Annotated in this window: 10 protein-coding genes; 9 read left to right on the top strand and 1 reads right to left on the bottom strand. The window is 42.8% G+C overall.

Annotated elements, in window-relative coordinates:
• The 9 genes from MUG84_RS26980 to MUG84_RS26940 form a co-directional block, all read left to right on the top strand.
• Nucleotides 1-277 (top strand): GyrI-like domain-containing protein (locus tag MUG84_RS26980; RefSeq protein ID WP_244731262.1); only part of this gene is annotated, 277 nt, incomplete at its 5' end.
• 402 nt (nt 278-679) lie between these two features.
• Nucleotides 680-1,450 (top strand): nucleotidyltransferase domain-containing protein, encoded by a 771-nt coding sequence (locus MUG84_RS26975; protein WP_244731261.1) that lies wholly within the window; start codon nt 680-682, stop codon nt 1,448-1,450.
• Between the two features lie 359 nt (nt 1,451-1,809).
• The gene (locus tag MUG84_RS26970) at nt 1,810-2,274 is read left to right on the top strand and encodes a VOC family protein (RefSeq protein ID WP_244731260.1); all 465 of its coding nucleotides are present in this window, start codon (nt 1,810-1,812) and stop codon (nt 2,272-2,274) included.
• A 668-nt stretch (nt 2,275-2,942) separates the two neighbouring features.
• On the top strand, nt 2,943-3,893 hold the full coding sequence (locus MUG84_RS26965) for an ABC transporter permease (RefSeq protein ID WP_425313288.1): 951 nt from the start codon (nt 2,943-2,945) through the stop codon (nt 3,891-3,893).
• A gap of 36 nt (nt 3,894-3,929) precedes the next feature.
• Nucleotides 3,930-4,811, top strand: a complete 882-nt coding sequence (locus MUG84_RS26960) for a carbohydrate ABC transporter permease (protein ID WP_244731259.1) — start codon at nt 3,930-3,932, stop codon at nt 4,809-4,811.
• 81 nt (nt 4,812-4,892) lie between these two features.
• On the top strand, nt 4,893-6,422 hold the full coding sequence (locus MUG84_RS26955; protein WP_244731258.1) for an extracellular solute-binding protein: 1,530 nt from the start codon (nt 4,893-4,895) through the stop codon (nt 6,420-6,422).
• A gap of 84 nt (nt 6,423-6,506) precedes the next feature.
• The gene (locus MUG84_RS27570) at nt 6,507-8,825 is read left to right on the top strand and encodes a helix-turn-helix domain-containing protein (RefSeq protein WP_244731257.1); all 2,319 of its coding nucleotides are present in this window, start codon (nt 6,507-6,509) and stop codon (nt 8,823-8,825) included.
• A gap of 97 nt (nt 8,826-8,922) precedes the next feature.
• Complete coding sequence (locus MUG84_RS26945; protein WP_244731256.1) at nt 8,923-10,038, top strand: glycoside hydrolase family 88 protein; 1,116 nt, start codon at nt 8,923-8,925, stop codon at nt 10,036-10,038.
• Between the two features lie 23 nt (nt 10,039-10,061).
• Nucleotides 10,062-11,960: a heparinase II/III domain-containing protein gene (locus MUG84_RS26940; RefSeq protein WP_244731255.1), complete on the top strand. Its 1,899-nt coding sequence runs from the start codon at nt 10,062-10,064 to the stop codon at nt 11,958-11,960.
• A gap of 406 nt (nt 11,961-12,366) precedes the next feature.
• Here MUG84_RS26940 and MUG84_RS26935 read toward each other — a convergent pair.
• On the bottom strand, nt 12,367-13,262 hold an 896-nt coding region (locus tag MUG84_RS26935), incomplete at its 5' end, for a transposase (protein ID WP_244731254.1).

The following is a 13,262-nucleotide window of genomic DNA, read 5'->3' as shown; positions in this document are numbered from 1 at the left end:
GATCGGGTGTTACAAATCGGAGAATAGCAAGATCAATGAATATACAGTTGTAGATGTTCCGGCATCTACTTGGGTGGTATTTTCAACATTAAGTGCTGGGAACGGCAGCGGCAATTATGATTTGCGCTCATTAAAAAATCGGATATTTACTGAATGGCTACAAACATCAAAGTATAATGTTTTAGATGGTGGCAATTTCGAAATGTATTGTACAAACAAAGACGGTTATGAGTATTGTGAGTTATGGTATCGAATTGAGGAAAAGCAAATAGGATAAGTACAAAGTTCGCTTCGCTAATGAAGCACGATAGCTGAATATCATACATTGTCGAGCAGGCTGCCTAAGCCTGCTTATTTTATTGAACTAACGGGCAGTTATCTTGAGCAAGTTCTTGACTAAGGTGACGGGAAAGAGTAATATTTAACCAATATCCGTAAATCAATGATGGAACAAAAGTAAATCATTAAACTCTTCACAGGAAAGGGTTTCATGACTGAGAAAACCCTAGAGTACTGATTGAAAATGCCAGTTCCAGAGTATGGCTAATACCCATCGGTTTGACTCGTTATAGTCAATTAAGGTGGCTGTGTGAAAATACAGCAACCTGGGTGGTACCGCGATTAATATCGTCCCAGAGCATTTGGCTTTGGGGCGTTTTTTATTTTGGGAGGAGTCTATATGATATTAGAAAAAGTTATAAAAAGAATTGTAATACAAAGTGAATATAAGGATTTTGTTGATAAGTATATAGATAATATACTTACCGAATTTAAAGGTAAGATTCATAGCATTTATATGTGTGGCTCGATTCCAAAAGGAACTGCTAAACCTTTTAAGTCAGATGCAGACTTTACTATTGTATGTGTAAATCCCAAAGATATTGATTACGAAAGATTGTCAAATATTAAAGACAGGCTTTTGGGAGAATATCCAGTATTAACTAAGATTGATACGACAATTTGCTCGATTGACTATGTATTAAGTAAACCAAATGATTGGGGTTTTTGGGTAAAGATAATTTGTGTTTGCATATATGGTCATGACGTTGGTGAAAAAGTACCACCGATAATTATTTCTCCAGAGTTCATTTTAGACTTAAATACAGAGACCAAGAAGGAAGTAGATCGTAGACATAGTTTACTTTCTAATGCTAGTGATAACACAATGAAGAATAGATATATTAAAGGTTACTCTAAGAGATTAATTCGTGCATTATACTCTTTGGTTTTAGAAGATACAGGTGTATGGCAAGATGACATTATTATGATGAAGAATGCCATATTAAACTATTGTGAGATTGACTCCGCTTTAGTTGATTATCTGTATGCTTGTTACTTGGATAGTAATAATGTACTTGTTGAAGAGTTTCTGGGAATTGCAGATGAAGTATATAGCTATTTTGAGAACGCGTTAAATGCAATGGCTGCTTCCAGAACTTCCTTCGACTAACACCATATTGACACTTCGGGTCACTCTGAGAAGCGAGTGACCACATCCAGCCCCCTAAGCCCGTCGGGACGTCACTGCATTAGGTGTTCGGCAAGCCTCACAACTATAAGCACCGACTCTAATTAAAACATAAGACTATTGAGCTAACGGGACACGATAGCTTAATAAAGACAGTTGAAGGCAGTCGGCTTTTTGATCGGCTGCCTTTTCTCAACTAACGGGCAGTTTAGCTTAACGAACGAGTGAAAATAATAAAAAATTACATATCATCCAATGCGTAGTAATGGTAAAATTAGGAATGATTGAGGTGTAGAATGTGATGATTATTGATTTGAGATAATGCGAGGGAGGAAACGGGTATGCAGGCAAATGAGCAAATTAAAGTGGAAGAAAGACTGGAGGACATTACGGGAGTAACTTGTATTTATGTCCCAGTAAATGATGTTTACGAGTCTATTAAATGGTACCAAAAGAATTTAGGGTACCAACCTGCAAACAACGACCGTGTTGAGCCTGGGATGGTGATGGCTGTCTTGAATCTTCCCGATCGGAATGGAAATCTTCCTTCACCTGGTCTAAGGCAGGTTGTTCCTGCTCTTTTCCTTCACCAATCGGACGAAAAAGGTGGTCGATTACGCTTTTCATGGTCATTGGACAGCGGCAAACCCCATGCAATGGCATGCTTTATTACTCCACGAATCCAGGAACTAATTGAACGGTTCAAGGAAAACGGAGTGAATATTTTAGGAGAACGTGTGACAAGTGGTCCCAACATAACGTTCGCTGATCCGGATGGTAATATATGGGAAGCTTGGCAACCATAATCGATCAAGCAGAACTATTACGCTAACGGGACACTATAGCTTAATTAATAACTAAGACGCGGCTACCGACATGTATCGGCAGCCGCGTTGTGCTAACGGGCAGAAAATGCTCAACAAAAAGTGGGAATATATTGTATCGATTACAGGGCTATATAGGAGCTGATATTGATATGATTCGTGAATCTGAACGGTTTGACAGGGATCATACAATATCGCGAATATGTTCTTGGGAAATCGATGAGTATAGATGGCGTTGTAAGTACGGCGGCACAACAAAATGTGAGCTTTGAAGAGAAATTAGAAAGTCATAACGGATATAAAACCGCAATCTTTACACCTGCAAAAATTGTGCCTTGCTTGCGACAAGTAACCATGGGTTGGATTGACGCTTACTTTGATACAATGACCATATTGTTTGGGGATGCCTCCCATGTAAGAGTCTGTTCCAGCAGACCCACGTACATAGGAGGCATCCTTTTTCTTTTCTGAGATAACGGTCATTATATTCGGCAGTACTCGGACATACAACCCCGTCAGCAAGAGCGATGGAGATACCAAGTAATGATCAATACTCATTAAAAATGATTATTTTATTTCATATAACCTTATGTTAATGTGACTTTGATCGACGAGACACAAAGAGAAAAAAATGATGGAGGGGAAACACCATGGATTCAACAACGGAGCAACATATTAAGTTGTCGAATGCAATCTCGAAGAAGAAACGATTTCATATGATTAACGACTGGGAACTGTATGTAATGCTTGTTCCGGGAATCTTGTTTTTTATCATATTTAAGTACATACCAATGTGGGGAATTGTGATTGCCTTTCAAAATTACAGCCCTTATAAAGGAATCACAGGAAGTGAATGGGTCGGATTTCAGCATTTTGTAACGCTATTTCATTATAATGGATTCTGGTTATTGCTTCGCAACACGATGCTTATCAGCTTTTATAATCTAATTTTCTTTTTTCCTGTTCCGATTGTGCTTTCGCTACTGCTAAATGAAATTCGAGCTACCGCATTCAAGAAATTCATTCAGACGGTTATTTATTTACCCCATTTCCTTTCTTGGGTCGTTGTGGTTGGCATAACTTACATGCTGCTTGGCACGCAGGGTGGTCTCATTAATGAGCTCATTAAAGCAGGCGGCGGAACAGAAATTGCTTTTTTAACGACCCAAGAATGGTTTCGAGGATTGATTGTCAGCCAAAGCATTTGGAAGGAAGCTGGCTGGGGGACGATTATTTTTCTTGCAGCACTAGCAGGTGTCGATCCGCAGCTTTATGAAGCGGCCATCGTTGACGGAGCTGGACGGTGGAGACAGCTCTGGCACATTACTCTTCCGGCGATTCGCAGCACGATCCTCATATTGCTCATATTGCGCATGGGCAGCGTTCTTGATACCGGATTCGAGCATATTTACCTCATGCTTAATTCGACGGTAAATGACGTAGGCGATGTGTTCGAGACGTATGTGTACCGTGAAGGACTCATTGGCGGAAAGTTCAGCTATACAACGGCTATCGGCTTATTTAAATCCTTTGTGGGTTTGATTCTCATTATGGGAGCTAACTGGCTGACTAAAAAATTCGGCGAAGAAGGCGTCTACTAATCAAGTAGAGTCCTGATTCTGATAGGAGGCACCGATTTGTTACATTATAAACCGTCTATTGGCAGCAGAGCTTTTGATATTGGCAATGTGTGCATTCTTCTTCTTTTCTCGCTCATCACACTAATTCCGTTTCTATATGTTACTGCGACCTCACTCGCTCCAATGAAACAGGTGCTGCAAGGCGGACTTATCCTGTGGCCGGAAACAATCGATTGGGGCGCCTACCATACGATTTTTTCCAATACGCATTTTGTCAATTCGTTATGGGTAAGCATTTTTATTACGGTAACGGGTACATTCGTCAATCTCTTGTTTACAACCTTAATGGCTTATCCGCTTTCGAAAAAAAGACTGAAAGGCCGCGGTGTAATTCTGTTTTTAGTCGTCGTAACCATGTTGTTCAATGGTGGTCTGATTCCAACTTACCTTGTTGTAAAAAACATACATTTGCTCAACACAGTCTGGTCTGTAATTTTGCCAGGTGCAATCAGCGCATTTAATCTGATCATTATGCGAAACTTCTTTATGAGTATTCCCGAAGAGCTGGAGGATGCCGCCCGGATTGACGGCTGTCGCAATTTTGGTGTCCTGTTTCGAATCGTACTCCCGCTATCAATGCCAGCCTTAGCTACATTTACACTGTTTTATGCGGTCGGTCACTGGAACAACTACTTTTCGGCGGTTATGTATATAAACAAGTCCGACCTCTGGCCAATTCAGGTACTGCTGCGTCAAATGATCATCGAGGGTTCAGTCGAGCAATTTCAAAATGCTGCGCTCGAAGCCAGTGCGCAAGTGTTGCCCAAAAGTATTAAAATGGCGGCAACGATCGTTGCAACCGTGCCGATCCTGATAATTTATCCGTTTCTACAGAAGCATTTTGCAAAGGGAGTTTTGCTGGGCTCGGTAAAAGGGTAGATTTGCCTTCGGGTATAGAGGGAGCCAATCCATTACATCGCTCTCTTTACCATATCATACTTATATTCAGGAGGTCAGTACATGAACAACAACCGCAAATTTAAGACCGTTCTTTACCTTTCAATGGTGGTAGCGATACTTGGGGGCTCCGCAATCGGCTGCGCAAAGAAAGATACGGCCAGCTCGGACCAGCCTTCGTCTACCGCTAAGGCAGACAGCAGCAAGCATATTAAGATCAGCTCGATGTTCCCGCTTTACGGTGATCCGGCGCAAAAGACAGAGGGATGGAAATTTATTGAAGATAAATTCAACATTGATTATGAGCCACTAGCCATCCCGAACAATAGCTCGGATGAAAAAGAAAAGCTCGCCGTTGCATCAGGTGATATGGCGGATTTCATGGTATGGGAATCGTTCCCTTCAGCCGATTTCTACAATTATACAGAACAAGGCGCATTCCTCGCGCTTGACGACTATATCAAAAATTCGCCAAATATTATGAAGTTGCCTAAGACAGTTTGGGACAACGTAAAAATTAACGGTAAAATCTATGGCATTCCACGTCCGCGCCCATTAACAACTACCGCGATCATGGTTCGCAAAGATTGGCTCGATAATCTAGGATTGCCAGTTCCCAAAACGACGGATGATCTGTTTAAGACAGCGGTAGCATTTACCAAGAATGACCCTGACAAAAATGGGAAAGCGGATACATTCGGCTTTGCCGTCGGTGAAAACCTTGCGTTCCTCGAAACGGTTTGGAACGCATTCGATACCGGAAACGGTTGGCGAGTGATGGAGGACGGCACTTTAATGAACAGCACCATTACTCCAGGGCGCAAACAAGCGCTCACCTTTATTAGTGACCTGTATAAGGAAGGCGCCATCGATAAAGATTTTGCTGTGTTAAAAACAACACAGGTTTGGGATAAAATCAACAACGGCAATGCGGGTATTTACATTGGTAACATCAGTGACTATGCTCATTTTGTGGAGGATACAACAAAAATTAACCCGAATGCAAAATTCGAAATGATCCCGCTTGTTACTGGACCAACCGGTAAATCGGGTGTGAACGAACAGATCGGTTTTTATGGTTTGCAAGTGATCCCAGCCAAGCTTGAGAAGGATCCGGAAAAAGTAAAACGAATCATCAGCTTCCTGGATTGGCAAATGAGCGATGAAGGAGCCATGTTCAAGGATTACGGATTAGAAGGCGTCCATTATACGAAGAATGCCGATGGAACATTAAAGGTAAATACAGACAAACTGAAGGCCGAAGCCATTGGAAATTTGATCTCCCAAAACAAATTCGATCCTTATTTGAATGTTTCGAAAACAGCTGAGCCTGAAGTCCAAAAAAAGCAGCATGATATGTTTGACTATGATGCAGATAAAGGCGTAACAAACCCGGTAATCAGTTACCTGGCGCCTACGCAGATCGAAAAGGGTGCTGATCTAGCAAAGCTGCGCGATGAATTCTTCGTCAACGTAGTGATGGGCAAGAGAAAGATCGAGGATTTCGACAAGTTCGCGAATGAATGGCTGGATAATGGTGGTCGTCAACTCACGAAGGAAGTAAATGACTGGTATAAAGCAAACAAAAAATAAAGGCAATCAATAATCATCAGCAAGGGAAGATCATTTCCTCATGGGAAAGGGTCTTCCGGTTGTTTCCTCGAAAGGTGGTGCAAAGTGCTTCGTACAATATGGAATAGACAGTCAACTTATCGTACGCAGTTAAAGGTACTGCTTGCTGCTTCGCTTATTTCTATCATTCCAGTCATTGTACTTGGCCTCATAACTTACATGATCGCGAGTTCCAGTATCATGCAGGGAATCAGCAAGACGAACAAAGAAACGATACGGCAAGTCCAAGAGCGAATTGACAAGCTGCTGGTGACGAATGACAAGATTGTCTTGCAGCAAGCGTTCAATCCGACGTTAACTGATTTTTTAAAAGAGCCGGATCCTCTAGACAATATACAATCGTTAAAAAATGTAACAACCATATTAAATACAATGGAAATGCTGATCGACAATGTGGATTCCGTATATTTATACATGAACCGCCAGCACCTAGCTATTAATCCAAGTCAGGGCATTGTAGAAGCACCCAAGCTCGGAGCGGAGCTACTTCAACGCATTAATAAAAGCAAAGAGCCTTTTTTTTGGTATGAACACAATACGACTCGATCAGAATTGAATGGCGGGTCTCATGTCGTTACTTTGGTACGTCGTTTGCCAGTTTCGTCTGATCAGGCTCTCGGCTATTTGATTATCAATTTGAACGAACAGGCGATCTTCAATGTATTTAGCAGTATGTATGCCGGCACCAACGGTGAGATGCTGATTCTTACACCGTCAGGAAATGTTCTGTCGGATTGGCATAAGCCGCTCAATCGGGAGTTACTCAGCGATCACTCCATCCGCGTCTTGATGGCGTTAGATATTCCGGAATCATCCGATAAGATCAAGATCAACGGAGATTCAATGTTGGTCAACTCGCTGAAATCGGACTACAATGGATGGCGTTATGTATCGATTCTGTCGCTAAGAGAACTGACAAGACCAATTCAATCTATAAAATATACAACTACTATTATTTGTCTGGCTCTTATCTTGATGAGCTTGTTTGCCTCTATTCTGCTGTCAAAGCGGTTGTTTCGGATTATTTCGGGTATTGCCGAGTCGATCCGTGTTATTGGAAAGTTTAATCTGACGTCACAGCGAAAAATGGATGAGTTCGGTCTCATCCATTATTACGTGGAAACGATACGTACAGAGAATGATGAGCTTGAAAATCAAATTAAAGAATCGATGCCGCTCTTGCGCGCCAACTTTATTCAGCGCCTGCTTACAGAGCCATTTCGTTCCGGTGAGTTTTATGAAAAGCTCAATTATTATCACATCCCGGTAAAATACCCTTTTTATACTGTAATATGTATCGAGCTGGATAATCTGCGCGGCCAATCTGAGCAAGACGTTAATTTGTTTTTTTATGGGGCGATTAATATTGTCAAAGAGATCATCAGCCACTATACAAACGGCATAGTCGTTAGAATGCAATCCGATCAAATTGCTGTTGTTATCAATCACGGCTTGGAAAGCGATGAGCCGAGTCTTCTGCAAGCAGAAGTATTTCGTATTTCTGAAGAAATACGAACCTTAATCGAGCAGGTGCTACAAGTAACGGCGACCATTGGTGTCGGCCACAGCTATTTGGGGCTTGAGAACATCCAACGATCATATAAAGAAGCGGTTGAAGCGCTTAAGTACCAGCTGTTAGAAGGAACGGGTACGGTTCTATTTATTGAACAAGTTAATCCTGAAGCAACTACTTTAACGTATCCGGTAGAGCAAGAGCAATCGGTATTGACAAATCTAAGACTTGGAAATCTTGAACAAGCAAGCAGTGCGGTCGATGATTTCGCTGTATCGTTAAAAATGAAAGGTTCGCTAACGACAGACCATGTCCGTCAATCTTTCGTTCAGCTTGTCGCAGCGACAATGCGTACGTTATATGAACTTGACCCCACAGAAGGGCCAACACTGTTTGAAGAAAATGTCTACCAGACCGTAAATGGTTTTAAGACGATGGAACACATTGTTCAATGGCTCAAGAAGGTCATGTTCCCGACGATTATTACTCATATTCGTCATCTGCGAAGTGAACGGAACTCGTTAATCACGGATAAAGTTCTGCGCTACATTCACGAACATTATGATGAAGATTTATCCCAGCCGTTTCTCGCAGAAATGGTCATGATGCCGGTTTCACATTTCAGCAGCATATTCAAGCAGGAGGTTGGCGTAACGTTTACCGATTACGTGATCGCCTTTCGAATTGATAAAGCGAAGGAACTACTCTGGCAAACGGATTTAAAAGTGACGGATATTGCCGACCGGCTTCGCTATAACAACTCGCAAAATTTTATACGCGCATTTAAGCGACTTACAGGAGTTACCCCAGGGGAATACAGGACCAAGCATGTAAAGACTTTGACACAATGACCACATGAAATGAGTCAACTCTATCGTTAACATATTTCATCGTACGACTACTATCAAATACTGTTGAATGATAACCAACAAAAAGGAAGTGGAGTTCATGTGGCGCTCGGCAATTGAAGATGCAATGCAAAAAATAAAAAATAATATCCATAACCATCCTGGACTGCTCCCCCATATTACGGAAAATCAAAGATACAAATGGGGAGAAAACGGTGATTGGATAGAAGGTTTTTATATCGGTATGATGTGGTTGTCTTATGAATACAGCGGAGATGAGGAGTTTAAACAAAGCGCGGAGTCTTTTCTAGAAAACTTTAGTCAGCGCTTGGATCAACATTACCATCTCGACCATCATGATTTGGGATTTCTATATTCACTTTCTGCTACCGCGCAGTGGATGATTACCGGAGATGAAAAGGCTCGGGCTGTTGCCTTGCAAGCGGCCCGCGAGCTTAGAGATCGTTGGCGCCCTGCAATTGGCGCTATTCAAGCATGGGGAAAAGAAGGCGATCCCCAAAATGGAGGACGAATTATCATCGACTGTTTAATGAACCTCCCGCTATTATACTGGGCCTATCAACAAACAGGCGAGAAAGATTTTTATGATATAGCCTACCGTCATGCGCATAAAAGCCGTCGCTTTCTGGTTCGAGGGGATTATTCCTCTTATCATACGTTTTATTTTGATCAAACAAATGGCAATGCATTGCACGGGGGAACGCATCAAGGTTATGAAGACGGGTCAACATGGACACGGGGACAAGCCTGGGGCATTTATGGATTCGCCCTTAGCTATCGTTACACAAAAGATAAAGCTTTCTTGCAGACGGCGAAAGAATTGGCTAAATACTTTTTAGTGCATTTACCGGAAGACCACGTCGCATATTGGGATTTCGACGTTCCAATTGAAGAGAACACACCGCGGGACAGCTCCGCTTCGGCGATTGTTGCAGCGGGCTTGCTCGAGCTTCTGGATGTACTTGAGGCAGACGACTCTGATCGACCATTGCTCGAGGCTGGACTTCAGCGTTCCATGACATCACTGGTCGAGAATTACTCGACAATGAATATGCCCGATGCCGAAGGCTTATTGCAGCATGGTTCGTATCACGTACGCGGAAACAGCGGACCAGACGATTATATGATTTGGGGCGACTATTATTATTTGGAAGCTCTTGTGCGTATTGAAAAAGGGTTGAAGGGATACTGGTAGAGGTAAAGTAGAGGAGTGTGAATATGCTAAAAGAACGTTATTTGGATAATGTAAAGAATCTGTTACTTCCGCAGACGAATTATCTTCCATATCCTAAATTCAGCGATAGGGATATGTGGCAATCTCTCAATGAATCTGTAAAGCAGGATTGGGTTACTAGAGGAGAGGAATTCCTGGCATATCCTTGGCTTCCGCTTTCCGCTACCGACTTTTTGGCATACACTCGAGATGGTAACGTTGTGCGGTATGAAAATAAATTAAGAGAACGTAGAGTTGTGCTAACTACGTTAGTTTTGGCAGAGTGTATCGAGGGGCGCGGCCGTTTTCTGGATATAATCATTAACGGAATATGGAGCATCTGTGAAGAAACCACATGGATCATCCCTTCCCATATGGTTTTATCCAAGGCTAGCGCCAAATTATCGCTACCTGATGTAACGGATGTGTTTATTGATTTATGCGCAGGCGAGACGGCGAGCGTACTTGCTACGACATATTACCTTTTAAAAGAGTCGTTTGATGAAGTCAGCACAAGCATTTGCGCGCGAATTCAACATGAAATAAATCGTCGTATTCTTGATCCGTACTTGGAACGTACCGATTTATGGTGGATGGGTATTAATCCGAATCGAAAAATGAACAATTGGAATCCGTGGATAAATTCGAATGTGCTTCTCTGCTTCTTATTATTGGAAGAGGATGAGGAGAAGCGCATTATGGGAATTGCAAAGATGATAACCAGCTTGGATCGATTCATTAATGATTCCGAAAGGGATGGAGGATGTGAAGAGGGGCCAGTTTACTGGCATCGTGCCGCCGGATCGTTATTCGATTGCTTGGAGTTATTATACGGAGCTTCTGAAGGGCAAATAAATTTGTACAATGAGCCACTCATTCAAGAGTTAGGGCGATACCTATACAGAGCCCATATTGATGAAAATTATTACATCAATTTCGCAGATGGAAGCGCTATGCTGCAAATAGAATCAGACCTCGTTTATCGGTACGGGGTTCGGATCGGGGATCAGCGTCTTGTTAGCTTGGCAAGAAGCGCATTTTCGCCAAATAACAAACCGCTGTCAGGCTGGCTCACAATGCATCGCCTACTGCCTGCGCTTTTCCAGGTAGGAGACAAGCTGAAAGATGACGCTTCGGCTCCATATATAAAAGACGTTTGGTTGAACGAAATCGAGGTTATGGCAGCAAGGGAACAAGAAGGCTCGAGCTGCGGGCTCTACTTGGCAGCGAAAGGCGGACATAATGCAGAGAGTCATAATCATAATGACCTCGGTCACTTTATGGTCTATTCCGACGGCATCCCTTATCTAATTGATGTCGGTGTAGAAACATACAGTGCTAAGACGTTTAGCAAGGATCGCTATGACATTTGGACGATGCAGTCGGCGTACCACAACGTACCAATGGTAAACGGCATCCAGCAACTGCCAGGGAATAACTTCAAGGCGAGCGATGTACATTACAATACGACTCCGGACTCAGCCCGGTTCTCTTTGAACATAGCTTCCGCATACCATGAAACATCGGGAATTGTCTCTTGGAAGCGTACATTTACCTTTTTGCGTCAGAAGGCGAAGGCTGCTCAAATTTTGCTAGAGGAAGATTTTCAGCTTAACTGTGCTACAGATGATATCAAGCTTCACTTTATAACCCCATGGGATCCTCAAATAGAAGAGAAAGGTACTATTGTCTTAAAGAGTACAGAAGACAGCCAGGTGCAGATGGATTATGATAAAAGTTTACTAGCTGCATCTAAAGAAGAAATTGTCGTGTCTGATCCCAAATTGCAAGCGGTATGGGGCCTCTCTCTTTATCGAATTACCCTTAAAAGCAAGCTTCCTGTATCTGAATCCAAGTGGAGTTTGACTATTACAAATACTGATAGCAAAACAACTGAGTTGTGACACTTATTTATGGAAAAACAGAAAATAGTTATTACGCTCCCTCAATATGATTCAGTTTCCTCACCCAGACTCATGAATTCGCAGGATTTCACCCTAGATTAAGATGAGAGAAGAAGACATGGAGGAGCTTGTGGCTGGACTGAAATGGAAAGGGGCATGCACAAATAAAGGTGAGTCACACTTCACCCATATTGTCCCATTTATGCACGTCTCCACTTCGCCTTAGCGATTCTCGCTCCCATGTCTCAACGGGTCTATGCCCTTTCATTCCTTAGTCACATCTAACTAAGGGGTGGAGGTCGGTCTTTCTAACGGAACGGGTCCGAGCCCTTTTGCGTAATGTCTCCCGATACTCCGTGCTTCTTTTTATCCTGCGAATGCATGAGTTGGTGAGGATCGACTGGTTTTACGCGGCCTGTGGGAAAACTTTAGACGAGTCGTAAGCTTCGCTGCTTTTAGCTAGACCGACAAGCATACGCGCAACTTTACCACATAATTTCATAATAGATTTCATCTTTTTTAATTTTTTTTCCTCAACATTGTAGTGGTGTAAAGCCCGAACTTCTGGATTAGTCATCACCATACACATCGTCATGAGATAGAGAAAATGACGCAGACGTGGACGACCGCGTTTGCTGAGCACCATTTTTCCTCGCCATTTCCCTGAACTGGCCTCAGCTAGATTCAACCCTGCATGCCGCAGCAGAGCATTTCCATGCGAATAGCCACTTAGATCACCGGCCTCACCGAGTACGCCAGCTAGACTCGTTGCATTGACGCCTCGTATTTCAAGCAGCTTCTGTGCGTAAGGAATACGTTCAAGAATGAGATGGAGCTCGTGCTCAATCTGTTCAAGTTGGCGCTTCGCTAAGTCATATTCTTCAAGCAATTGCCCAAGATGAAGCTTGTAAGCGTGGAGTGCCTGAGTGGTTCCAACACTGGATTTTGCAAGTGAAATGAGCAGTTCAGCGCGTTTAACTCCAGCATGACGCTTCACATATTGCTTCCAACCATCGAGGACCTGTTCCGTGTTTAACCGACTGATTTCTTTCGGTAGAGGAAAGGCTCTGAGTGTTGCGATGGCACTCGTGCAGGTAAGGATTTTAAAGACCTGACGGAGCTCGGGAAAGACAATGTCTACCCAGCGATGAATCTGATTAACAGCACTGTTGAGTCGCTTGGTAACCGTCTCTCGGTTAGCCATGAGAATACGCAGTTCCTCGTATGCTTCTGGATGAAACCGAACAGGGGAGTAGTACCCGTTTTTGATCATATCTGCAATGACAAGGGCGTCCTTACGAT

The organism is Paenibacillus mangrovi (assembly GCF_022898935.1).
Taxonomy (GTDB): Bacteria; Bacillota; Bacilli; order Paenibacillales; family Paenibacillaceae; genus Paenibacillus_AQ; species Paenibacillus_AQ mangrovi.
Note: the sequence above shows the minus strand (reverse complement) of the source record. Positions and strands in the feature narration are given on the sequence as shown.